Annotated in this window: 23 protein-coding genes; 18 read left to right on the top strand and 5 right to left on the bottom strand. The window is 65.6% G+C overall.

The window, feature by feature from the left end:
* The first annotated feature begins 386 nt into the window (after nt 1-386).
* The 4 genes from ABT304_RS08795 to ABT304_RS08780 all read left to right on the top strand — a co-directional run bounded on the left by ABT304_RS08795 (nt 387) and on the right by ABT304_RS08780 (nt 3,704).
* Complete coding sequence (locus ABT304_RS08795; RefSeq protein WP_350714499.1) at nt 387-1,124, top strand: hypothetical protein; 738 nt, start codon at nt 387-389, stop codon at nt 1,122-1,124.
* Nucleotides 1,121-1,585: a hypothetical protein gene (locus ABT304_RS08790; protein ID WP_350714498.1), complete on the top strand. Its 465-nt coding sequence runs from the start codon at nt 1,121-1,123 to the stop codon at nt 1,583-1,585. The genes ABT304_RS08795 and ABT304_RS08790 overlap by 4 nt, the downstream gene beginning before the upstream one ends.
* Nucleotides 1,586-1,803: 218 nt before the next feature.
* A complete protein-coding gene (locus ABT304_RS08785) occupies nt 1,804-2,211 on the top strand; it encodes a hypothetical protein (RefSeq protein WP_350714496.1) in 408 nt (135 codons plus the stop codon).
* 164 nt (nt 2,212-2,375) lie between these two features.
* A complete protein-coding gene (locus ABT304_RS08780; RefSeq protein WP_350714495.1) occupies nt 2,376-3,704 on the top strand; it encodes a putative type IV secretion/conjugal transfer ATPase in 1,329 nt (442 codons plus the stop codon).
* A 246-nt stretch (nt 3,705-3,950) separates the two neighbouring features.
* On the opposite strand, the gene ABT304_RS08775 is transcribed toward ABT304_RS08780, so the two are convergent.
* The 4 genes from ABT304_RS08775 to ABT304_RS08760 form a co-directional block, all read right to left on the bottom strand.
* Complete coding sequence (locus ABT304_RS08775; protein WP_350714493.1) at nt 3,951-6,035, bottom strand: hypothetical protein; 2,085 nt, start codon at nt 6,033-6,035, stop codon at nt 3,951-3,953.
* Between the two features lie 580 nt (nt 6,036-6,615).
* A complete protein-coding gene (locus ABT304_RS08770) occupies nt 6,616-7,086 on the bottom strand; it encodes a hypothetical protein (RefSeq protein WP_350714492.1) in 471 nt (156 codons plus the stop codon).
* 16 nt (nt 7,087-7,102) lie between these two features.
* Complete coding sequence (locus ABT304_RS08765) at nt 7,103-7,651, bottom strand: GNAT family N-acetyltransferase (protein ID WP_350714490.1); 549 nt, start codon at nt 7,649-7,651, stop codon at nt 7,103-7,105.
* Nucleotides 7,648-8,430 (bottom strand): GntR family transcriptional regulator, encoded by a 783-nt coding sequence (locus tag ABT304_RS08760; RefSeq protein ID WP_350714488.1) that lies wholly within the window; start codon nt 8,428-8,430, stop codon nt 7,648-7,650. The genes ABT304_RS08765 and ABT304_RS08760 overlap by 4 nt, the downstream gene beginning before the upstream one ends.
* A 511-nt stretch (nt 8,431-8,941) precedes the next feature.
* Here ABT304_RS08760 and ABT304_RS08755 point away from each other — a divergent pair.
* The gene (locus tag ABT304_RS08755; RefSeq protein ID WP_350714486.1) at nt 8,942-9,589 is read left to right on the top strand and encodes a TetR/AcrR family transcriptional regulator; all 648 of its coding nucleotides are present in this window, start codon (nt 8,942-8,944) and stop codon (nt 9,587-9,589) included.
* A gap of 123 nt (nt 9,590-9,712) precedes the next feature.
* On the opposite strand, the gene ABT304_RS08750 is transcribed toward ABT304_RS08755, so the two are convergent.
* Nucleotides 9,713-10,261, bottom strand: coding sequence for a phosphotransferase-like protein (locus tag ABT304_RS08750; protein WP_350714678.1), 549 nt, complete (start codon nt 10,259-10,261; stop codon nt 9,713-9,715).
* 101 nt (nt 10,262-10,362) lie between these two features.
* Here ABT304_RS08750 and ABT304_RS08745 point away from each other — a divergent pair, with 101 nt between their 5' ends.
* The 13 genes from ABT304_RS08745 to ABT304_RS08685 all read left to right on the top strand — a co-directional run bounded on the left by ABT304_RS08745 (nt 10,363) and on the right by ABT304_RS08685 (nt 24,308).
* A complete protein-coding gene (locus ABT304_RS08745; protein ID WP_350714484.1) occupies nt 10,363-10,860 on the top strand; it encodes a hypothetical protein in 498 nt (165 codons plus the stop codon).
* Entirely contained in the window at nt 10,860-11,516 is a 657-nt protein-coding gene (locus tag ABT304_RS08740) for a hypothetical protein (RefSeq protein ID WP_350714483.1), read from the top strand. The genes ABT304_RS08745 and ABT304_RS08740 overlap by 1 nt, the downstream gene beginning before the upstream one ends.
* Nucleotides 11,516-16,276: a putative T7SS-secreted protein gene (locus ABT304_RS08735; protein ID WP_350714481.1), complete on the top strand. Its 4,761-nt coding sequence runs from the start codon at nt 11,516-11,518 to the stop codon at nt 16,274-16,276. The genes ABT304_RS08740 and ABT304_RS08735 overlap by 1 nt, the downstream gene beginning before the upstream one ends.
* Nucleotides 16,277-16,630, top strand: coding sequence for a DUF6086 family protein (locus ABT304_RS08730; RefSeq protein ID WP_350714479.1), 354 nt, complete (start codon nt 16,277-16,279; stop codon nt 16,628-16,630).
* Nucleotides 16,631-16,670: 40 nt separating this feature from the next.
* Nucleotides 16,671-17,105, top strand: a complete 435-nt coding sequence (locus ABT304_RS08725; protein WP_350714477.1) for a hypothetical protein — start codon at nt 16,671-16,673, stop codon at nt 17,103-17,105.
* Between the two features lie 134 nt (nt 17,106-17,239).
* The gene (locus ABT304_RS08720; protein ID WP_350714476.1) at nt 17,240-17,614 is read left to right on the top strand and encodes a DUF6188 family protein; all 375 of its coding nucleotides are present in this window, start codon (nt 17,240-17,242) and stop codon (nt 17,612-17,614) included.
* Nucleotides 17,611-18,141, top strand: a complete 531-nt coding sequence (locus ABT304_RS08715) for a barstar family protein (RefSeq protein WP_350714474.1) — start codon at nt 17,611-17,613, stop codon at nt 18,139-18,141. Before ABT304_RS08720 ends, ABT304_RS08715 begins: the two co-directional genes overlap by 4 nt.
* A gap of 580 nt (nt 18,142-18,721) precedes the next feature.
* Complete coding sequence (locus ABT304_RS08710) at nt 18,722-19,723, top strand: ArdC-like ssDNA-binding domain-containing protein (RefSeq protein WP_350714472.1); 1,002 nt, start codon at nt 18,722-18,724, stop codon at nt 19,721-19,723.
* The gene (locus ABT304_RS08705; RefSeq protein ID WP_350714470.1) at nt 19,723-20,208 is read left to right on the top strand and encodes a hypothetical protein; all 486 of its coding nucleotides are present in this window, start codon (nt 19,723-19,725) and stop codon (nt 20,206-20,208) included. Before ABT304_RS08710 ends, ABT304_RS08705 begins: the two co-directional genes overlap by 1 nt.
* A complete protein-coding gene (locus ABT304_RS08700; RefSeq protein ID WP_350714469.1) occupies nt 20,205-21,980 on the top strand; it encodes a TraM recognition domain-containing protein in 1,776 nt (591 codons plus the stop codon). The genes ABT304_RS08705 and ABT304_RS08700 overlap by 4 nt, the downstream gene beginning before the upstream one ends.
* Nucleotides 21,981-22,426: 446 nt before the next feature.
* Nucleotides 22,427-22,846 (top strand): hypothetical protein, encoded by a 420-nt coding sequence (locus ABT304_RS08695; protein ID WP_350714467.1) that lies wholly within the window; start codon nt 22,427-22,429, stop codon nt 22,844-22,846.
* A gap of 439 nt (nt 22,847-23,285) precedes the next feature.
* On the top strand, nt 23,286-23,708 hold the full coding sequence (locus ABT304_RS08690; protein WP_350714465.1) for a single-stranded DNA-binding protein: 423 nt from the start codon (nt 23,286-23,288) through the stop codon (nt 23,706-23,708).
* Nucleotides 23,709-23,720: 12 nt separating this feature from the next.
* Nucleotides 23,721-24,308: a hypothetical protein gene (locus tag ABT304_RS08685; RefSeq protein ID WP_350714464.1), complete on the top strand. Its 588-nt coding sequence runs from the start codon at nt 23,721-23,723 to the stop codon at nt 24,306-24,308.
* Nucleotides 24,309-24,356 lie beyond the last annotated feature (48 nt).

Genomic DNA, 24,356 nt, shown 5'->3' with positions numbered 1-24,356 from the left:
GTCGACGCGTCGCGCCCGGACCATGCCAACCGTGCAACCGCCCTGCTTCCCAGCCAGAAGGGCCTCCTCGCGACCGCCGACCCTGTCGTCACAGCACGTCAATGCAGTTGACCCCAGCCACGTTCCACAACTGCCCTTGACACGAAGTACGAGCTGAGCCAGTCTGGTAGATGCGCGTTTCGCGCGTTTGAGTGCGTGGCATTTCGCCCGCATCTAAGGCCAAGAAGATATGTCAGACAGCCACGATCTTTTCGTTGGCAGACATTAGCGGCGGGAAACTAATTTCCAGCCCTGGCCTTAGAAGTTTTTCTAACGCGGCAAGGATAGTCCTTACCGCTTCGTTCGCGTACGAAACTTTCGTTCGCGAAATTCTAAGGAGAGTTCCAATGAAGAGATTTAATGTCGATCGGTTTGTTCGAGAGAACATAGATCGCATCGCAGATTGTTTGTCACCCGAACAACTTCGTCACGAGACGCGATCGAGTCAACTGTCCGGCCTCGCCAGCGCGATCCGCCATCGTCTCACGGTCAACAATGAGCGCCACTTGTGGCACCGGGTCGACAATGTCGAACACAACGCACTGTTGATGCGCGATCGCCAGGGTCGGCGGATCGTCTTGGTGACCGAGTACGTCGACTCGTACTTCGGGGGCTACGTCGACCTTGTGGATGTGACACCGGCTGACGCATGTGAGGTATGTGAGCGCGTCGCTGACGGCTGGATACCACCGCACTTTGACCCATCTGCCCGGATCGTGCGGCTGGACGCGCGACACATTGCAGACGACCATCCCGAGCGATTGGAAGGTCTCGACCGCATGCAGGCTCGCGCACGGGTTCATGCGGCAGTGCGAGAGCTTGAGCAGTCGTTCAAGACGTTCGACGCGTCGTCGGTTGGCAGCTACTGGTTCCCGCGGTCGGCGTCATGGTGCTTTGTTGTTCCACTTCACCTTGACCTCCTCAGCGATCCGCTCGCAGCAGTTCTGGTGTCCGAGGCCGATGGCTATCGTGTCCGGACTGTCATAGGTCGACGCGCCGCCTTCTGGAACATCGCGAGCCTTGGGATGCGACCGCCCGCATGGCTCGACGGACCGGGCCAGCCGTACGTATCCACCGCAGCATGAGGAAGGACGCGATGAACAACAGCACCGCAAGGCCGTTCACCCAGGCTGTCAAGGGCGTACGCAACACGACCGGGTCTTACGCGGACGTCGCGAGACGGGCCGGGTACGCGCGGTCGACCTCGTGGCTCACCAAGCTCGCGAGCGCCAAGGACCCGTGGTCCGTCGCACATCCACCGACGCCGGCTTGTCTACCGGCGCTGGCCCGGATGTTTGGAGTCAGTGAGGCGCGTGTGAGAGAGATGGTGGCTCACGAATGGTTCGGCGTAGACGGCCTGTCGGCAAGCCCTGTGGCGAAGGCGCTCGCCAGGCTGGTTGACGACCTTGATCAAGACCAGGTGGCCCTGGTCGTTGTGAAGGTTGCGAACGCTCTTGGAGAGAGTGGACGCATCGAACCCCGCCAGGTCGCGGGATTGCTGGCGCTGCTCGAGAGGCCCCAAGAACGGCCGGACGCGATCGGATAGCCAACGGCCGATCTGCCCGGCGCCAATTGTGGGAGGGATCGCGTTGCCCGCACGGTCCCTCCCACGAGTCGTTGCAAGAGTTGAGTGCCACGTCGCCAAGAGAAGTCGCTGTCGCGTCGTCATTCTCGCTGTTCGTTGCCGTGCTTGACCGACGCTGTCCACCGGGCGGCATCTGCTCCGCACCTTCTTGGTACCCACCCGCCACGAAGGAGCATCAGATGACCACCCCGTCGAACGAACATGCCAGCGCGGCACGCGAGTCATCAAGACGTCTCGCCCACACCACTCGCAACATCACCGATCCCACTGAGATCTACGACCTGGTCGGGAACTTGTCACTCAGCATCACTTCCCTCGCCCAATCCCTCCATCAGATCGCCAAGGTCCACGACCGGCTCGATCCCGGTCGCGCACGGGTAGCCGAGAGCGCTCGAAGCGGACGGGCGACCTCCTACGCCGTCTCGTGGGAGCTCCACCGCGCCGCAGAGATCCTGATCCAAGCCGCCTCTGGCCTCGACCGCGCCCACCAGGATGAAGCTCGGATCGCGTACGGCCCACCCGAGCCGACCCTCTCCGCAACCAACAACGCCACCCCCGCGGCGACGGCGGAGCATCTCCTCCGATGAACGAGGACCGCCTCCACGCCGCTTCCCTTGTCACCCCCCAGGAACGCAGGAAGAACCGCAGACTCCGTAGCAGATTGGTCCGTCGTCGACTCGCCGAAGACCGATCTGCACGGCGGGACGCGCTGCGCGACGCCGCTGCCGCTGCGTCCGCGGAACGACGCGAGATGCAGCCCCTGCCAAGGTCCGGCGAACGCGCTCCCGCGGCTCTGCGAACCCCATTCCGATTCCGACTTCCTCGCCACCAAGACACCTCCGCGACACTCGCCGGCGCGTACCCCTTCCTCGCCGAAGGCGGCCTCGGCTCCGACGGCGTCTTCGTCGGCACTGACCTCTACTCCGGCTCCTCCTTCGTCTACGACCCCTGGGTCCTCTACGCCGGCGGCCTCATCACCGCCCCCAACCTCGTCCTCGCCGGCATCGTCGGCGCCGGCAAATCCGCCCTCGCCAAAAGCCTCTACGCCCGCTCCATCCCCTTCGGCCGCCGCGTATACGTCCCCGGCGACCCCAAAGGCGAGCACACTCCGGTAGCTCAAGCCGTCGGCGGACAAGCCATCGCACTCGGGCACGGAATGCCCAACCGGCTCAACCCGCTCGACGAGGGACATCGCCCCACCGGCATCGACGATGCGCAATGGGCAATTCAAATCACGGCACGCAGGCGCGACCTTGTCGGCGCCCTCACGGAAACGATGCTCGGCCGTCCGCTCACCCCACTCGAGCACACCGCCATCGATGTCGCTCTCGCCGCCGCCGTACGCTCCACCGCCGTCCCGGTTCTCCCCCTCGTCGTGGACCGGCTCTTATCCCCTGACCCCGATGACGATCCCGACGGCCGGCTAACCGAGGACGGCCGCATGGCCGGTCACGGCCTGCGTCGCTTGGTGGCCGGCGACCTCGCCGGTCTCTTCGACCGGCCCTCGACCGTACGTTTCGACCCGACCCTCCCGATGGTCTCCCTCGACCTCTCCCGTGTCACCGAGAACTCAACCTTGATCTCGGTCCTCATGACCTGCGCCTCAGCTTGGATGGAGTCAGCACTCCTCGACCCCGATGGCGGCCAACGCTGGGTCGTTTACGACGAGGCCTGGCGCCTCATGCAGCACCCGGCGCTACTGCGCCGGATGGATGCCCACTGGCGCCTCGCCCGCCACTACGGCATCGCCAACATGCTGATCTTTCACAAGCTCACCGACCTGGACAACGTCGGCGACCGCGGCTCGGCCGCCCGTGGGCTCGCTTCCTCATTGCTCGCCAACGCCGAGACGCGCGTCGTCTACCGCCAGGAGTCCGACCAGCTCGGAGTAACAGCGGAGTCGTTGGGACTGACCGGTACGGAACGCTCGCTGCTTCCGACCCTCGGCACGGGGCAAGGGCTGTGGCGGATCAAGAACCGATCGTTCGTCGTACAACACCAACTCCACCCCGCCGAGCTCGCGATCTACGAGACCTCGGCCCGTGCAAGTGCAAAAGTGCAAAGTTCGACTGAGTATTGACCAACGATCAAACTGATGTCGAAGGTTCTAGAACCCGCCCCACCCTCCTAAACGTGGATCACCGCTCGCAACTGAGACAGACCAACCTGAGTTCGAGATCCATAGCCCCCTCCCACGCAGGCGGTGAGGGCCTTCTACTGGAGGACGTCCAGCGTATCCTCACGGCCCCAGGGCCGATAGTCCAGCCCCAACCCGGCCCGGGTGTTCGTGAAGGTCCCGGGTATCGACTCCCTCAAGGATCTTGCGTCATGGCTGTTGTGAGATGCGAGCGTCCAGCGCCGCCAGCAACGCCTTGACGTTAGGGGGAACGGGGCACCTCTCCGCTAGGAACCTGAGGTGTTCGGGTGCGAGGTTGGCTCGATGGACCTTTCTCAAGAACTCCTTGAACTTGGTCTCCGACGGCGCAACGCCACCGTTGTTGCGCTCTGCCTGGCTGCGAACCGCCTGCCAACTCTCAGCCCCTGGGACGAAATCGGTGACGGGCAAACACTCAAGGATGTCACTCTGCGGAATGCCCAACGGTTGAACTCGATCGAAGGTCCCGTTCTTGACCGATGCCGTGAGGAACTCCTCTAGGAATTCCGAGCCCTTCCCTAGTTGCTCCTTAAGCGCGCCCTTGAGGTCGCTGATGACTTCTGAGGCTGGCCTGGTTCGGGCCTCTGCGACAACCTTGTCCCAAAGTTCGGTGATCGGACCGAGGCTCAGGTCGTCGAGGACAGGGAAGAGCACGGCATCGGTGAACTCGTATAGGAAACGGGAGTCCACGATGGTCTTGAGCTGCCTCCCGCCGCGCAGCGGCAGCACCTCGACGCCGAGTCGCTGCAGCTCGGTTCCGATCATGCCTCTCAGGATCTCCAGATCGTGCTCACCCTCAACCAAGGCGATTCCGCGCGTACGGCGAAGCAAGTCTGACGGGTTGAGGCCCAGGTCTTCGCGCACGCCAGCGAAGTCTCGCATCGAGATCACTGAACCTGGCCGGTTCTGGTCTCGGCGTCGCACGTAGTTCACGTCGCCGAGCCCGTGGTCGAGGAGGTCCGGGCTGTGCGTCGCCAGGATGGGCCTGACGCCGGACTCTGTCAGTCTCCCGATTCCGGACGCCATCCACGACTCGGCCCTCCGATGAAGTCCACGTTCTGGTTCGTCCAAGATGAGCCATGTGGTGGCGCGGCTTTCAACAGCATCCGCGGGGTTCCAGTCGTCCTCCATTACTTCTGCGGTCTGTCTGTCGAAAGATGCGTTCAACTCGTGCGCGATGGCCAGCCTGACGGCGATCTGCATCCACCGCTGCTCAGCCCAACTTAACCTACCCGGAGGCAGAGGGACGTCGCCTTCAAAACGAGTCGCGCTCCATGTGCAACTTCGCCCAGCGAACCAGGCCGTGTCGTCACCAAGAGCGAGGCTCAATGCAGGTGAGTCCATGAGCAAGTCCGCAACAGCGAGGTTGGCGCGGCGCTCGATCTCTCTGACACGCGCGTCCAAGACGGGGCCACGTTCAATCCCGCTGGGCCCAAAGCCCCATCGAGTCCTGGTACCCGAGGCGAGATGACTGCGAGTGAGGCGGGCGACATCGACCGGATCATCCGAGATCACCTGGCCGAACGGCCACCAGGGGTTCCACGCGACGGCCGCGGTGGACCGCTCCATCAATGATCCGACGATGCCAACGGGTGCGTCACCCTCTGGCTCCTCGAACCATAGAAGGTCAAGTCCCACGTCCCCAGGGAGCGGACCATCTTCGTGCCCAAGGATCAGTTTCAGTTCCGCGAGATGCTCAGACCACCTGCTTGACCCTTCAATGAGAGTGACCGGAGCGACGGACCACGTCGATCCGCCTTGTGCCGTCGGGGTGAAGAGCCACACATCACTTTGGCTTATCGCTTCCAGCAAGCCGGACCAGTCGAGATCATCGAACCTTGAGCCCGGCACGTCCCAGCCGAGTCTCGCTTGCGAAATTCGCCTGTCAAACTCCAACTCGCGGGTGTCCCGCTGAGCCGCAAGAAACATCTCGATCGCCTGTTCCAGCATCAGGACGTGGGATCCGGTGAGGATCAAACTGAGCGCGTCGGCGAACTGCACTCCGAGATCAGAGTCGTTGAATGGAAGCCTGGTGAGCAACCGCCCACCGCCTACCTTTCCGAGCAGTGCGTGCTTGAGGCTATCCAGGACGGTCGTCTTGCCCGCCCCGTTGAGACCGTAAAGGATCTGGCTCCGGGAGCTGAGGTCGACCCATGTCTCACGCAGGGGTGTTCCATCGCCTCCGCAGATGAGCCCTATCGGCTCGAGATGCATCCGAATCGGTCCAACGTCGGAAGGTTCCACTTCGTCCGGCACAGCTCGATCGTAGCGCCCGCGACGCCCCGTTGTGGTGCGCGAGTACGCTCGCGGCCCGAGGGGGCTCGTTCAGCGTCAGATCCTGGACAGGCCCCGGGCCCCCACCTACGTTGCATGACGACGAACCACATTCGTGCGGACCGTGACGCAACTGAATGCTCTTCATGAGCGTCTCGCCAACGCAGTCAACGCACTGATCAGTGGCGACGACCGGCGCCGAGCAATGGAGTTCGCGACAAAGTTTCGCAGCAGGAGCTTCAAGAACGTGCTCCTGATCCACCAAGCCATGGAGATCGCGCACGCGGCAGGACTTCGGGATGCGCTGACCCTTTCTGTGACGAGGTACAACGTCGCCCACGACGCAACCCGCACGGCTCGCAGGACCCGCCTCGCGCAACCGCGGTCCATCATGGAACGTCCCGTTCCAGGTCAGCGAGATGCATTCGGCCTCTGAGCGGACCTCTAGCAACGCCGACAGTTGTCCACGGCTGCCCAGCGACCCTGCAACTCGCCGGATGGAAACCGACGCGCGTCAGCGTTCAGACCAGCTTCTCGCCAGAATGCCCCAGCGCCAACAGGGTCATCGTTGAACGACGACCGTCGCGCAGTCGTCGTCGGTGATCGCGATGAACTCGGCGACCACGGCTGCGAAGTGCTCAACGGGAGTGCGGTCGTCGGCGAAGAGGGTCAGGCCTCGGCCTTCGTCGAGCGAGACATGGACGCGCCCGTTTCCGAAGACGGAGGCTCCGTTGAACGTGTGGCGGTCGTTGGACTCTTCGGTGTGCCGCTCCCAAGCGGCGATGCCGTCGAGGAGGTCGTCCGGGTCGTCCGGCCGCGCAACCGAGAGTCGATAGACGCCGCTCCGGAAGAACCGGGCACCGACAAAGACGTCGTCGAGTACCGCGACAAGGTCACGGAGGTACGCGCGGTCGACCGGGGTCTCCCAGTCGGGCTCCCAGGATTTCCGCCGCCGTGTCACGTTAGCTTCCTTCTGACCGTGTGGTGGATGCGGCTGTGCCACAGACTCGCTGTTCTCGGAAGGCAGGCCCATCGCTCAGCGCGCTCGGTCACTGAATCCGTCCGCCTCTTGGACCGGGCCGGTCAACGACATAGACCGCGGCAGGCTCCATCTTTCCATCCCCGTGGTGATGCTCGATGAGCCCGATCCGCGTACATCCGGATGCCTCGTAGAGCCGAATGGCAGCTCGGTCCTTGAGCATCACGTCGAAGGCGACCTCGAGGCCATGGTTCTCGGCGTGATTCCGGATAGCAGATAGCAGTGCGCCGCCGGCACCGTTCTTGCGGTGGTCGGGATCGATGAAGAGCCTGGCGGGGATGGCGAGCTGGTCGAGATCTCCCCCAGTGTTCTCGTGCCAGATGCGTGCCGCGTCGTCGTCGGCAGTTGCGCGGGTGATGGTGGCTTGGCCGATAGGTCGGCCGCCGTAGACGGCTGTCCATGCGCCGAAGGTCCTCGGTGGGGTCAGCCACCCGATGGGATCGGCCACACCTTCGACCGGATACCCATCGAGCGCGTGGACCTTCATGAGCACGTCGGCGAGTGCGGGGAGGTCTTCGCTGAGGCGGGGTCGGACATCTAGGCGGCTCACTGGACTCATTCATCGACCTTCATGGTGTAGTCCAGCCCGGTGTAGTCGGCACGCATGACGAACTCGGTGACCTCGAACGGCCGACGGTCCTGGTCGAGACCGGGGTGAAGGACGACCAGGACGGGGACGCCGTCCGGGAGCTGGAGCCCTGAGACTTCCTCAGGTGTGGGCATCCGAGCAGTGACTTCTTCGCGGGTGTAGGTGATGAGGTGTCCTTTGTCCTCGAACCGGGCATAGAGGTCGCCGGGGCCAAGGTCGTCGCTGCGTCCGAGAACGCTGTCCTTGGCGATGTCCCATGGGATGTAGGTGACCCCACGCTGCATCGGTTCAGCATCGGCGAAGTACCAGTTCTCGCGGCGTACGACGCTGGGGGTGTCGTCGCTGACGCCGAGCCGTTCGGCGATCTCCGGTGGCGGAACGACTTGATCGATGCTGGTCATGTAGGCGTTAGGGGTTCGCTCTTGAGCGATCACTTCGGCGTGGAACGGTGACACCCCGGTCTCATCGCGGAGCTTCTTCGAGTAGCGCCTCTGGCCGAAGCGCATCAGCCGCGGCTTGGTCCGCACAAAGACGCCCCGGCCGTGCTCAGCCACCACCAGCCCCGTCTCGGCCAGCTGGCGCACGGCCTCTCGTGCGGTGTTGCGGGCGACCTCGTACGTCGCTGCTAGCTCGCGCTCGGACGGGAGCTTGTCTCCGGGCTGGAGGTCTCCTCGGTCGATCGCGGATCGAAGGATCGCGGCGATCTTGCGGCTCGCGGTCTCCGGTCCCTGAGGGGCTCTATCGCTCACAGTTTCGAACCTATCGCAGTCTGGCTTGAGCCAGTCGTTGACAACTGGCTTAAGCCACTATAGCGTCAATCGGGCCAACTGGCTCAAGCCAGTTGTGTGCGGGTGGGGAAGCCTCCAGATCTGGCCCGCGCCAGATTTGGAGGCGCACCACAACCATCTGCATGGCCGCGGTTTGGGAAGGACCCAGGACAGTGACGACGCAGGAGCATCCAGACGTGAATCACTCCACCGAGCTCTCCTTCGACACGGAGCACGAACAACTGCACGCTCAGCGGGCGGCGGTCCTGCCGCGGCGTACTGCGGGTTCATCCGGCTGCCCCTCCCCAGACCGCCCCCTGGCCCCGGCGCATGACCCCGCGATACTGCAGGCCGTTCTCAACGGCCTTCACCGCTTGGATGACGGAGCCGTGGCGTGGTGAGCGATGTGGGCACGATCAGTCTCCAGCGACGACTACCGGTACGTCGGGCGGGCCGACCCCGCCTCGTTCCGCAGGTCGCGGACAGGTCACGGATGGAGCCGCGCGAGGAGATCCTCGATGCTGCGGCGAGGTTGTTCGTAGACCAGGGTGTCGCGGCAACCTCGACCCGAGACATCGCCGACGCGGTCGGCATTCGGCAAAGCTCGATCTACTACCATTTCCCGTCTGGGAAGGACGAGATCCTCGCCGATCTTTTGCAGCGTTCGATCCGACCCACGCTCGACAAGATCGAGAAGCTCGAGACCCTGGGCGCCGTGACCGGTGTCGAACCCGATGTGCTTCTGTATCTCTTGGTCACACTCGATGTACGCACGTTGGCGCGAGCGCCGCACAACGCGGGGGTCCTCGCAGTTCTGCCGGAGGTCCAGTGCAAGGAGGTATTCGGACCGTTCGGGACCGCGCGTCAGAACCTCGCGGACGCCTATGCGCGGCTTGGGACTCAGGTCATCAGCGAGGGCGACACGGCAACGAGTGCCGCTTCAGCCGAGGAGTTCCTGGGTGACCTGCTCCTCGAATTGGTCGAGGTCGTCATCGGAATGCGGTCCAACGGGCACCGCATCAACCAGGACGTCGAGTCGATCATCGCTAGGTCATGTCTGCACGCCTGTCGGGCCGACCAGTCACGCATCGACAAGGCCGCCGCCAGGGCAGGCGAGCTGGTCGGGGCACTGGAGACTTGATTCCCAGCGAGGTGACGACGCCTACCCAGGATGGGCGCCCGGCGACCGCCAAGAACGTGGCGCGGCACCGACTCGCCCTACCACCGACACCGCGCCGTTACCTCGGCGCCGCCGCTTACTGGGCTACCGCCCGGTTTCGGGTTGGAGTTCTTGGATCCATCCGGCGACGGCGTCTGCGGTTGCCATTGGGGTCGCCGTGTCCGTGTCGAACACTGGGGTGAGGTTTGTACGCAACCAGGCACCGAACGCAACTTGCTCGTCGATGTCGCGCAGACGCCAGGAAGGCCTGGCCTCGATCCGTGTCCGGCGCACGTCGTCGGCACAGTCGAGCACGCCGTACGCGATCTCGCCGAGGAGTTCTCGACCGGGCAGGGTTTCGAGGTGTTCCGGAATGAACGGGCCGACCAGCATCGTGGGCATCCGGTTCTGCGCCAGGCCTGCCGCGACGTGGAGCCAGGTGTCGCGGAACGCGCCCCACTCGATGCCGCGGTCGGGCGAGGCCTCGCGAAGTGGGTCGATCAGCCAGTCGACATCGAAGACGACACAAGTCCCGGCGAGGCGCTCGATCAGCAACGGGACGATCGTGGACTTGCCAGCACCGGAGGCCCCAGTGAGCACCACCAGCGGATACCGTCGCTCGGCCACCGGAAGGGTGCTGCGTCGTACGGGCATGTCCACGCCACGAGATTTTACTGTTTCGGTAGTTTAAGGATCCGGGTTCGAGGTAAGACCTCTAGGACGATGTCGTTCGCCCCGATCGGGAGGGACCCACGATGACGCTTGATCAACTGGAGCAGGAGCCGGCCGTCAGCGACCCCGCAGACGCGGCGAACCGTGAGATCGATCGTCGGAATGCGCCGTTGCGGACCGAGATCCAGTTGGTACGTGGCGGGGTGGGTGACGCCTCGAGTTTCGATCGTTCGCTGCGTGAGAGCGTGCTCTACGTGCTTCGGTGGAGCGAGACCGAACTGCTCACCGGCGACCAGGACGGCGTGCGGTGGCTGTACGCGTTCACGAGCATCCGGGATCTGGCGAGGTACGCCGCGGTGCGAGGGGCCGATGAGACGGCCGATGTCGACTTCATGACCGTGCGCGCGGACCGGCTTCTCGACGCCGCGTTGCCGGAGCTGGCCGCTTCGAGTGGGCTGCCGACCGGGCTTGCCCTCGACATCGGCAGCACCGCACCGATGCTTGTCCCATCGATACCGGTGGCCGAGGCGGGCGCCGCCGATAACGCAGCAGCAGCCGGTGACGTGGACGGGGCGGCCTGATGGGCGGCGAGAACCTCAACGTCGACCCCGAGGCGCTCAAGCGCGCCGAGTCCGGGATCAACGCCACCATCGGTGAGCTCAACGACATGGGTATGCTCGGCTCCGGCAGCCACGGTCGCGGTTTCGGGTCGATGGCACTGTCCGGGATGGAAGCCGGACACTCGGGGCTGGCCGATGCGTTCGGCGGGTTCTGTGAGCGGTGGGGTTGGGGCGTACGGGCTCTGGTGCAGGACGCGAACCAGATGGCGCAGGCGCTGGGGATGGCGGCCGGGCTCTTCCACGAGCAGGACCAGTACGTCGCGGATGCCGGCAAGATCATCGCGACCTCGGTCGCCGGCAACCCACACCTGTCGGAGGCCGAGATCACCTCGCAGTCGTGGGGCGAGAACTTCGACGACTGGAAGCCGGACTACTCCGTCGAGTCCCAGATCGCGGCCAACGAGCGCATGGGCGAGACCTGGAGCACGGTCGGCAACGACTGGGTCGAGACCCAGCAGGAGAAGATCACCGACCCGCTCGGCTACGCCCAGGAAGAGGCACAGTCCGCGTGGGACGGCGTGACCGGACCGGCCGAGGGCACCGAACCAGTCGACCAGCCAGGCGAGGAGTCCGGTGACGGACACTCTGGCAGCGACGTCGACGGCGGCGCCCGCTGATGGGGATCGGAGGCTGGCTGCGAGACCGCGCCAACGATGTCGGCGAGACGGTCGAAGGCGCGATCGATGACGGCGCCGAGCTCCTCGGCGAGGGCGTCGAGCAGGTGTCCCACGTCGCCGAGGACGGTCTGGACGCGATCGGCGCCGAGTCCGCCGCAGACTGGGTCCGCGAGCACGGCGACCAGCTGGCCGACCAGCTCGGAGCCGATGTCGGCGAGATGCAGCTGGGAGAGACCGAGGACCCCAAGCAGCTCATCCACGGCGACACCGGGAAGATCGACGAGGACGTCTCCCACCTCGATGACCTGGCCAAGGCGTTCGGGAACGTGTCAGCAGGGATGTCGAGCATCGACACCGGCAATTGGCAGGGCCAGGCCGGCGACGCGTACGACGCGCGATGGTCCAAGACTCCCGCCGACTGGGCACGTGCGCAGGCCGCGTGCGAGAAGGCCTCAGGTGCGCTGAAGTCGTTCTCCTCGACGGTGACGTGGGCGCAGGACCAGGCCGCGGAGGCGATCCGGCAGTGGAAGGAGGCCGAGACCAAGCAGCAGGCGGCGCTGGATGCCCACAACGCGAAGGTCTCCGACTACAACGCGGCCGTTGACCGCTACAACGCCACCGCGGCCGCCGGTGGCGACCCCGGCACCAAGCCGACCGCGCCCGGTGAGTTCGTCGACCCCGGGCCCGCCCTGTTCGAGGCCGCCCAGCAGACCCTCAAGGAAGCCCGCCGACAGCGCAACGAGGCCGGCGACCAGGCCGCGTCCACGATCAGCTCGGCAGCCGCGACCGCCCCTGAGTCCCCCGACTTCGTGGGCCGGATGAGCGCCAACGCGACCGACCTGGCCGCCTGGGGTCAGACCCAGAAGATGCACTTCACCGGCGGCGCGCTCAAGGGCCTGGCCGGGATGGCCCGGTTCGCACGGTCGATCAACCCGACCGACCCCTACAACCTGCTCCACCCGGCGGAGTACACCGAGACGGTGTCCAACACCGCCGCCGGGCTCGTCTATGCCACCGCCCACCCCGGTGAGCTCGCCTCGGCGCTGGTGGGCAGCGGTTGGACCACGGACCCCGCCGAAGCCGCGGGTCGGCTGGCACCGGATGCGATCATCACCGCGCTCACCGCCGGTGGCGGGGCCGCGGCGAAGGGAGCCGGCGCCCTCGACGATCTGGCTCGGTTGGGTGATGACGCGAGCCGGTTCGCCGATGACGCCGCCCGCATCGGCGACGACGCTGCCGACACCGCCAGGCGGGGTGTTCCAGACGAGTGCAAGAACGTATGTGGTGACCCGGTCGACGTCGCCACCGGCGCGGTGTTCCTTGAGCAGACCGACCTTCATCTCCCCGGTGTGCTCCCTCTCGTGGTGACGCGGAAGCATTCCTCGGACTGGACCTACGGGCTCTGGTTCGGCCGCACCTGGGCCTCCACCTTCGACGAGCGCATCGACCTCGACGACGACGGCGAGCACGTCGTCGTGGTCCGGGCCGACGCGACCGCACAGGTCTTCCCCAAGCCCACGCCCGAGGAACCCACCGAACCCGTAGCAGGCGGTAGGACCCAGTTGAGCGTCACCGAGGTCGGCGGCTACACCCTCACCGATCTGGCCACCGGGCAGCAGCGTCACTACCTGGCCCCGGTCCAAGGCCGGTCAATTCTGGCGGCCCTGACCGACCCCACCGGCCACCGCTACACGATCGCCCGCGACCCCTACGGCGCACCGGTCGAGATCCGCCACACCGGCGGCTACCGCATCCTCATCGACACCCAAGGCTCACGCATCACCGCACTCACCGTGGTCCGCGACGACGGCACCCAACAAGGAGCAGAGCCCGTCAAGGTCGCCGAGTACGTCTACGGGCTCGGCGACACCGATGCCGGGCACCTGGTCGGTGTCATCAACGCCTCCGGTCACCCACTCCGGTTCGCGTACGACGACATCGGTCGGCTGGTCGAGTGGGCCGACCGCAACGACACCGTCTACACCTACCGCTACGACGATGCCGGCCGCTGTGTCGACCAGGCCGGAACCGACGGTGTCATGGCCAACACCTTCGCCTACACCGTCATCAGCCCCACCTTGCGCGAGACCGTCGTCACCGACTCCGCCGGGCACTCCACCCGGTTCCTCATCAACGAACGGTCCCAGGTCCTCTCGGTCACCGACGCCCTGGGTGGTGAGACCCGTTCAGTCTGGGACGAGCGCAACCGATTGCAGTCCCGAACCGACCCCCTAGGCCGGACGACCTCGTTCTCCTACGACGCCGACGGCACGTTGGTCGCCCTCACCCGGCCCGACGGGCTGCAGCAGACGGTGGCCTACACCGACGCCGGTGGCCGCCCGCAGCCGACCCGGACGGTGCTGCCCGACGGAACCGATTGGGTCTTCGAATACGACGAGAACGGGAACCGCACCGCTGCCACGGACCCGCTCGGCGCGACCACCACCTTCACCTTCGACCAGCGCGGGCACCTGGCCGCGGTGAGCGACGCGCTCGGCAACGTACGCACCATCGAGACCGATCCGGCCGGGCTCCCGCTCGTCATCACCGAAGCCGATGGCAACACCACCCGCCTCGAGCGCGACGCCTTCGGCCGGGTCACGACCATCACCGATGCACTCGGGGCGACCGTCACCCTCACCTGGACCCCGGACAGCCAGCTCGCCTCCCGCACGCTGCCCGACGGGACCACCGAGACCTGGACGTACGACGGCGAGGGCAACCCTGTCGAACACACCGACCCGGCAGGCCGCATCACGCGCACGGAGTTCACCCACTTCGACCTCCCCGCCGCGGTCACCGCGCCGGACGGATCGGTCACCCGCTATCAGTACGATCCGGAGCTCCGGCTCCGGCAGGTCACCAACCCCCAGGGCGGGACCTGGTCCTACGACTACGACCCGGCCGGCAGGCTCGTCGCGGAAACCGACTACAACGGCCGTACGCTGCGCTACGACTACGACCGCGCCGGACAGCTCACCCGCCGTATCAACGGCGCCGACGAAGTCGTCGCCTACGAACGTGACCTCCTCGGCAACATCGCCACCCAACGAGTCGGCGAGACCGCGACGGTCATGACGTACGACCCTCTCGGACGCCTCCTGCGGGCGACCGGACCCGAGGTCGAGCTCGTCCTCCAGCGCGATCCGCTTGGCCGGATCACCGCCGAGACCATCAACGGCCGCACCGTCACCTCGACCTATGACAAGCTGGGCCGACGACTTGCCCGGACCACACCCGCCGGGGTCCAAACCACCTGGACCTATGGCTCCGCTCCGCAGCCCACTGGCGTGACCGTCAACGGGCACCTCCTCGGCATCGACCGCGACCTCCTCGGCCGGGAAATACGCCGCGACCTTGGCGGCGCCACCCTCGACCAGACCTGGAACCAGCTCGGCCAGCTCACCGGCCAGACCCTCACCTCCACTCCTCCAGCCGCAGCCGCCGGGAACTCGCTCGCGGATCGACTTGGCGGGCTCGGCGGCTCCGTTCCTGCGCCGTCGGCGGGTGCCGAACCGCGTGTGCTGCAACAGCGTGGCTACACCTACGCCACCGGTGGCGACCTGGTCGGGATCGACGACCAACTCACCGGCGCCCGCCGCTTCGAGCTCGACATTGCCAACCGGATCACCTCCGTCACCGGCTCCGGCTGGACCGAGGCCTACGCGTATGACCCGATGGGCAACATCACCAGGTCACTCACAAACGGCGCCGCCGATAGCGAACGTCGCGAATACGACGGAACCCTGCTGACCCGCTCAGGCCGCAACAGGTATCGCTACGACGAGCAAGGTCGGCTCGTCGGAAGGACCAAGATCCGGCTCTCCCGCAGACCGGAGACCTGGACATACGAGTGGGACGGCGACGACCGCATGACCGGCGTACGCACCCCCGACGGCACCCACTGGCGCTACCACTACGACATCCTTGGCCGACGAGTCGCCAAGCGCCGCCTCACCGAGAGCGGCGATGTAGGCGAGGAGATCCTCTTCGCATGGGACGGCACCACCCTCATCGAGGAGACGACCTCAACCGGCTCACGGTCGTGGACCCACGACGGGTTACACCCCGTCGCGCAACTCAACCTGTCCGACGACGAGGTCGACACACGCTTCTACGCCATCATCACCGATCTCGTCGGCACTCCTACCGAACTCATCACTCCCGAAGGCGACCTGGCGTGGCACACGAAGCGCACTCTCTGGGGCGCTCCTTCCGACCCAGCCGACTCTCTCACCCCTCTGCGATTTCCAGGCCAGTATGTGGACGCCGAGACGGGTCTCTACTACAACGTCCACCGCTACTACGACGCGTCGACCGCCAGATACATCGCTCAGGACCGACTGGGCCTTGCGCCTGCACCGAACCCATCGAACTACGTCCATAATCCGACCAGGTGGACCGATCCGCTCGGGCTGATGGGATGTCTCGAGGGAAAGACCGATCATCAGGTCATGGATCCGACCAACCCCGAGCGAACGATCACGGATATCGACAGGATCGAGAACGGCGTCCTATGGGAAGAGAAGTCCGCCACGAAGGCCATGGACCCCGACAAGTGGATCGACAAGCACGTCAACGGAAAGTTCGAACGCTACATGGAAGCTCGCCAGCACATGCCCGGATATGACAACGCACCAATCGGCTTCGACTTCACCAGCCCTGGGATGGACCCCGGCTTCAGGGCAGGTGTTGAGTCAGCCATCGAAGCGCTACGTCAAGCAAACCCTGGCGTCGACATCAGGGTTAGGTTCGCGTAAATGAGTTTCATCATCGAGATCAACGACGAGACCGTCTGGTCGCCCGCACTCGATGTCGGGACCGCGTACACATCCTGCGCTCAAGCACTCGGGACAACCATTGGCGTCGACCCCGGCTTCACCTTCATTGCCGAAGACTACGTCGAGGTCGACCCATCCTCGTTCCATACCTTCGCCACTGCCCTGCGCGCGCGCGTTAGCAAATCTCGCGACCATCCGGTCCTGGCCCCGCTGTTCGACGCGGTCTTGGCCCCGACCCTGCTCATGCTCGAACGAGCTGGCTACACCGTCGACCTCTCCGCAGATCCAGAGCTCCTGAATAAGGTAGAAGCCCTCCGCACCCTGCCCCGCTGATTCCGACGACAGTTGCCCTCACCGAAACGCGAGGACTGCGATGACTTCCCCAGACGAGATGCCGAGGTTCGTTGACTGGAGTCGAGCGTTTGTCCCACCGGCGAGCGCACTCGACTATCTCTCACAGCAGTTGAGCGTCACCGACGTCGTGCTGCTCCTCAACCTGATCACCCCACCCTTGATCGAGGTCGAGGGCTGCGTCCTCTTCAAGGACCGGTACTTCCCGAAAACCTTCGCGGACTGGTCAACCCACCTCGATCATTCGCCACAAGCCCTTGAAAGAGTCATCAACCAGGTCAACCTGTGGGATGTGTTCGAGCCCACAGATCCTGCCGAGGAAGATGCGCTGAGCAGCGTCGCAACCGCCCTGAGCCACATCTGGCCAGACCATGCACATCGCTCCTTCCCCGACATGACCTTCAAGAGCGAGATCACCGACTCCTACGGGCCCGGCGTGACACTCTTCCGAGCATGAGATCGGACAGGACTCCAGTAAAGTCATCGGCACGGTCCAGCATTCTGACCTGCGCCCAGTCGGATGCGGTGCCAGACGCCGGTCGAGCCGCAACGCGAGCCCGGACTTCCTCGTGGGGAGAAGGGCGGTAGCGCATGGACATCGACATCGCCGCGCGAAGCATCGAACATATCGCTTCTGAGCACGCGGTCACTCTGGGCTTGTCAGGAGGTACGTCGGTTCGAATCGAGACGTCACTCGTACTAACTGAAGCCGGACAAGCGTCGATGCCCATCGATCCGCAGAACCTTGAGACCGACCAGGACCTCCTGCGTGTTCTCCTGGGCCACACCGTCGAGCACGCAGTCGCAGATGATGGTGGCTCGCTGACAATCACTTTCGACAACGGCGCAACCCTCACCGTCGCACCAGATCCAGACTTCGAGGCATGGTCCATCACCTGCCCCAACGGCGCCATCGTGCTCTCACTCGATGGCGGTGGTCTCAGCCGGTGGGGAGCACGAAAGTGAGCGTCGAGTCAGATGGTCTCAGTGCACTGCAGCGCGTCACTCGTGCCAACCCGTTCATAAAGTCTGACCTTGCATCCCGAGACTTGGCCGCGGCTTCCCACGGCTGGGCCGAAGCAGGTTTGACGGTTCGGGCTGTTCGCGGCTCGAAGATGCGGACTGAGGACCAGTTCTTCAACGAGGTCTCCGCTGCGCTCCAGTTCCCGTACTACTTTGGCGAGAACTGGCCCGCCTTCGACGAGTGCCTCGCTGATCTTAAATGGCTCCCTAGAGGCACCGGGTACGTCTTCGTCGTCTACGAAGCCGACCAAGTGCTCGCGGATGCCCCTTCCCAAGCGTTCGCAACGTTCGAGAAGGTGATTCACCGCGCCTGCGATGAGTTCAGCGAACCCGTCGATGACGGCGAGTCCTGGGACCGACCGGCGACACCGTTCCACCTCGTCATCCAACTGCCAGGCGGCGTCGAAGGAAATTGGAAGAGAAAGCCGTCATCCTGGCAGCCCGCAGGTCTGGCGGACGCGGATGAGTAGCTGGGGAGGTGAACCGGGCGGCAATACAGACCTTGAGACGTTGCGTACCCACGCAGCAGGGCTTGCCGACGCTGATGAGTAGTCGGCCCTACATGCTCACGTCTCGGCGTTGACACGGCGCTGTCAGCAGCGCTTATGTCCGTTCAAATCCCTGCGATGCCGCTGAGTTCGCCGCGTCCTCTGCAGGTCGGGCACTCTTGCAGGACAGGCACGACCGGCACGACCGGACGTAAGGGCCGGTGCATCACCCGAATGGTTCCCCGCCCGTCGCACTCGAAGCACCCGCCAGCTTGCACCCGAACGGTGAGGGACTCCTCCATGGGACCATCTTCGCTGCCCCGTCACGCCTGCGCAACGGGCCCCGTCACCAACGAGCAACGGGCTCGACTGCCCTGGCTAGAACCCTGGGGTGGCGCCCAACGGCGATCGCGAAGGCCAGTCACCCCGAGCGTCGGACCGTGCACACCTCACCTACATGGCATGGAATCAGGAAGACGCACGGCACACACGGCTTACTGATCACAAGCAGCGAGCGCGGGCGAAGCGTCAGGCGCAGCTCGAGGTGATGCACGCGCGGCTGGTGACCGAGGTCGAACGGTTGGTCACTGGCGATGACTGGCTCCGCGCGCTCGAGTTCGCGACCAGGCTCAGAAGCAGGAGCTTCCACAACGTTCTCCTGATCCATCAGGCACACGCCGACCACTACGCACAGGGCCTGGTGCCGGCACCGACCCCGACATACGTCGCCGGGTTCCGCCAGTGGCAGACCCTCGGACGATCGGTGATGAAGGGCCAGCCCGGCACCCAGATCATGGCGCCGGTCAAGGTGAGAGTCGCATCGATGACACCCAACGACCCCAACTCGTGGCGGCGCCTCGCGGGCGGCGAGCGCGCCAAGCCCGGCGAGACGACGAGGTCCAAGATGGTCGGACTACGGCCCGCATACGTCTGGGACATCTCGCAGACCGAGGGCGATCCGATTCCTGAGAAGCCCAGGCCGAAGTTCCTTGAAGGCGCCGCACCTGACGGGCTGTGGGAGGCCTTGGCCGAGCACATCACCAAGCGCGGGTTCGACCTGCGGCTGGTATCGAATGCCAAGGCGATAGGCGGCTGTAACGGCATCACCGACTTCATGACCCGTTCGGTATCAGTCCGAGTGGACATGGACGATGCGGCGATGGTCCGCACGCTCGCGCACGAGGCGGGCCACGTCGTGCTTCACGGCCCCATCGACATGCAGGAGGACGCCGCTCGACACCGTGGCATCAGGGAGGTCGAGGCTGAGGGCGTCTCGTTGATGATCACAGCCGCGCACGGGATGGACAGCCGTCAGTACACCGTCCCATACGTGTCGAGGTGGGCCTCACAAGTGCCCGGCAAGGATCCTGTACAGGTGGTCCAGGACACGGGCGCCCGCGTCCGTGTCGCGGCGATCAGCATCCTCAACTACCTCGACACCGAGAAGATCCCAGACGGTACGCCAAGACTGGAAGACAACCATCCTGCTCGCGCGACCTCTGGCGGCGTCGACCGGAGTCACCGGGCGCGAGGGAGCGACTCGGTCGAACGGTCAGGTCTGTAGTGTCCAGCCGTCCTGGGACCGGTGTTCCGATCGCTCTTCCTGTTGTCCGAGTCGAGGTCAGCGCCGACGAGGCGTTCACGGTGTCGGTGGACAAGGAGCCGTACGCTGTCCCGCCCGGGTTCGGCCGCGACCAGGTGCGGGGGCTCCTGGCGGACATCGCCGACGAGCTCGGACCGATCCGCGTCGAGATCACCGAGTCCAACGGTGCGAAGTACGTCGACATCCAAACACCCAGCGACCGTGGCCCCGTGCCCGCAGAACCCGCGCCTGTTCAGCCGACTTCATACGGGATCCGCGGACGCTTCGGTGCAGGTGAGGACGTCCTGGTCACGGTCGTGGTCGCTCGGCGAACCGCCGAGCCCGACGGCACTGTGGCCGTGCGCCTACCACCCGCGTTCGTCCACCGGTACGGCGAGAACCTCGTCCTCATCGGGCAGACGACGAAGACCCCAACCACCATCACCGACGGCGGCGTGCTGCCATGAACCCCAACCCACGCCAGGTCGACGACGAGCTGGTCAACCTAGGGCTCATCGCCGTGCTCGGCAGCGCGATCGGCCTCGGTCTTCTCCGTGTTGCCGGGTCGATCGCGGCACGAATGACCGGAGTCGCGAGGCCCAAGAGCGGGCTCGAGGGAGCACTCGGAGTGATCATCAAGCCCGCCGTTCCAGGTGCCGCCCTCGGCACACCCGCTCTCTCCCCAATCGCCTACTGGCTCGTGGTCGCAGCCCTCCTCACCATCGTCGGGCTGGTTGGCTGGGCAGGCTGGCATGTGGTCGGCCACATCCGGGAGACATCGAAGCGGAACCCACGTCGCGTCGATGGCGTCGCGACTCGCCGCGATGTCCTCCGCGCCGCCTCCGAGACTGCCCTCCTCAAGCGCGCACATAACCTTCGCCCCAGCCTCCCCAAACCGGCGGCCCACGACGTCGGGTATCTCCTCGGCCGCGCAGGCGGGCAAGGCGTATGGAGCTCTGTCGAGGATTCCATGCTCGTGCTAGGCCCACCACGTTCGGGAAAGGGTCTACACCTGGTCGTCAACGCGATCCTCGACGCACCGGGGGCGGTGGTCACGACCTCGACCCGCCCCGACAACATCGCCATCACCCTCGAAGCGCGCCGCGAACGCGGACCGGTCGCCGTCTTCGACCCCCAACACCTCGCCGACGGGCTCCCCCATGGCCTGCGCTGGTCCCCCGTGCGAGGCTGCGAAGACCCCCTCACCGCGATGATCCGCGCCACCGGGCTCGCCTCCGCCACCGGGCTCTCGGCCGGTGGGGTCGAGAGCGGTGGGTTCTGGGAAGGCAAGACCCGCACCGCTCTTCAGGCGCTGCTCCACGCCGCAGCCCTCGATAGACGTACGCCGGCCGAGCTCCTCTCCTGGACGCTCGCCCCGTCAGCGGCAGCCGACGCTGTGGCCATCCTCGCCAGCCGGCCCGACGCCGCAACCGGGTGGGCAGAGTCGCTGGACTCGATGATCGAGGCCGACCCACGTACCCGCGACTCGATCTGGATGGGCGTTTCCCTAGCCCTCTCCGCGCTCGCCGACCCACGCGTCCTCGACGCCGTCAGCCCCACCGAGGATGAGGCATTCGACCCCACCACGTTTCTGAAGGACAACGGCACCCTCTATCTGCTCGCCACCGGAGCCGGCGCCGGTGCCTCCTGGCCTTTGGTCGCCGCACTCATCGAAGACCTCGTCGAAACGGCACGCCACCTGGCCGCCTGCTCCCCGGGCGCCCGCCTCGACCCACCGCTGCTGCTGTCGCTCGACGAGATCGGTAACCTTGCCCCACTCCCCTCGCTTCCCACGCTGATGGCCGAAGGGGGCGGAACGGGCATCACCACCATGCCAGTCCTCCAGTCCCTCTCTCAGGCCCGCGACAAGTGGGGTGACCACGCCGCCAACGCCATCTGGGACGCCGCCATCGTCAAGGTCATCCTCGGCGGCACCGCCGCAACCCGAGACCTCCAAGACCTCTCCACCCTCATCGGCGAACGCGACGAACACACCGACACCATCACCATCGGCGACCACGGATCCCGCGGACTCCAACGCTCCACCCGCCGCGTCCCGATCCTCCCGCCGGACACGATCCGCACCCTCCCCTTCGGCACAGGCCTCGCCTTGCTTCGGTCCACGCCACCGATCGTCACCAACCTGCGTCGCTGGACAGCCCGTCCTGACAGCAACGAGCTCTACCGGCTCCGCGCCGCGACGGAGAAGCAACTCGGACATCGCCCGACGCCACAGTGACTACGCAGGCCTCGAACGGGGCTTCCACCTCCAGGCCGGCGGCTTCTCGGCATCAACGGGCCGCACATGAGCCGGGTTCATCCAATGCTGATAGACCCACAGGCTCTCAGGACTCGTGGGTGCCGGCTCGCTCGCCGAGATCACCAGGCACTCCCACTCCGACTCCTTCCGGATGCCAAGCCCGGATTCAGGCGTACGCCGCCACGCCAGCAGAAGCCCCGGGGCGCTGTGGATTCCAAACCGACCCGATGAGTCCACCCAAACCAAGAACGGCGGTGTACGCGGCAAGTCGACCTCCATCACCTGGCTGAGAATCGACCCTCAAGACAGATCGTATATCGAACATGTGAACGATCCGGGTTCAGGGCGCCGGGAGCCCTCGGCGCACGGCACGGGTCAACCTGCGCATGGAACCGCGCTCCCAGGAGGCGGCGTATCGTGAACGTATGTTCGAACACCGGGACGCGCGGGCCGCTGCCAAGTGGGTGCGGTTCGCCAGACATGCTGCGCACTACGGACTGACCATCGTCCACGTCGTCGACGTGTACCAGCTCGCACCCAACGGAACGAAGGCGGTGATCACCGTCTACGGCGACCCGCAGGCGCGTGACGCCTGGTTCTGGTGGGACCGGGTCGACGTCGGCACGACCCTCGCCGTCGCCTTCTCATCGGGATACGGACCGCACTCACACCGCGACGATGTCATCTTCGTCGGCAGCAAGATGACCGGATCCGGTGTGTACGACCGGCTGAGCTCCAGGACACTCGATCGCGCTCAGCGCCACCAGATCCGCTCCGAGGCGAAGCAGGCTCGGCCGGCCGACGAAGCTCAGCAGGCAACGATTGCTCCCACTGCCTCGGCGTGACAAACCCAACCTGATCACTGCCAGCACCGCGAGAACAGCTCCGCGCACCTGACTTCCGAGAGCGACTCCGAGCAAGCGGTGTCGGTGATCGGGAGGGCACATCAGCGAACGCTCCGGTGGCTCGGGCATCCATAAGCCCCGAGAGCGCACACGCCGTCCATGCGGGCTTCACGTTCCCCTTCTCCACAAGCAGGCCCACTTGACCGGGCCTGCAGCCGCGTCGGCGGCGACCGTGCACGTCATCCGCACCACCCCCTCCCGAAGGGACCCGACCCATGCTTCTCACCCATGTCGTGACGTTCGCCGAAGCCCGCTCGAACCTGGCTGCGCTCGCCGATAACGCCCGCTCGGTTCGGCAGGCACGAAATGCGGAGCCTGGTGCGCACCTCTACTTCCGAGAGCGGCTTCGAGAAGCGAGCCGCATGACCGGGAGAAACCCATGTCCATCCCCACCCAGCTCAGCCTGCACGGCTACATCGCGACCAACCCCGAACTCACCAGAAGCCGCAACGGTGTCCACAGGTTCCGCGCCAGGATCGGAGTCGAGCGGTTCCGCAAGGAGACAGACGGCAGCTTCACCCGCCTCGACTCGGAGTATTGCGACCTCGTTGCGTTCGACACGGCGGCAGAGCGGGCGTTTGCCCGGTTCAGGGTGGGTGACTCCTTCGTCGCCTCCGGTTACGTCAACGCGTACGAGACAACCCGAGACGGCCAACCGGTCACCCGTGAGGAGTTCGTCGCCCGCAGACTCGGGCACGACCTGACCCGCACCACCTACGAGGTCGTACGACGCCAATCCGCCGCCTCCGACCCGGCCCCGCCGGCGGTGACCGAGGCCATCGATCACGCCATCGGGTTCTGAGGCCGGACGGCCATGGTCGGGACTTACGAGGGCGGCAGCGGGGACGATATCCCACGCCCGGTCAACTGGAACCTCCTCACCGCCGAGGAAGCCCAAAGTGAGTGGCTCGACCTGAACGCCTGGGTCGACTGGCTACGCCACTCCTACGGTCTCCCCGTCGCCGTTGTCCCTCCCTTGTGGCATCGCCACGACGAACTCGTCTGGGAGCTCTCCGCCCTGCACATCGCCTGGCTCAACGCCTACGAACCCGAAGCACCGCCATCGGCACCGTTGATGTGGCATCGGGAGTTCGCCGAGGCCCGCCGCCGACTACGCGACTGGGTCTCCGCCTGTGGCACCAAGATCGACCGCGACCGACCCACCCGACAAGCGACCTGGCCCGGCGAGCCACCCACAGCCTCCCCTGTCGAGCAGTCCATCGAGAACCGCGACGCCGACTTCAAGGAATTCGTACACGACGATCTCACCGCCCGCCGACGACTCGAGGACGAGACCCGCGACGCCGCCCATGCGCGCGCCCGCGACCTGATGGACCGTCTCGGAGGGGCCGATGATCGCTCCCAGTGGCGCTTCGGTCACCACCTTCCCACCGATCTCTGACCGCGTGCCCAGTCTCCGCTATCGGTAGTCGGAGGCTACGCACCCATC

This window comes from Nocardioides sp. NPDC000445, assembly GCF_040300245.1.
In the GTDB taxonomy this organism is placed as follows: Bacteria; Actinomycetota; Actinomycetes; order Propionibacteriales; family Nocardioidaceae; genus Nocardioides.
The sequence above is the reverse complement of the archived record's forward strand: the minus strand, read 5'-3'. Positions and strand labels throughout refer to the sequence as shown.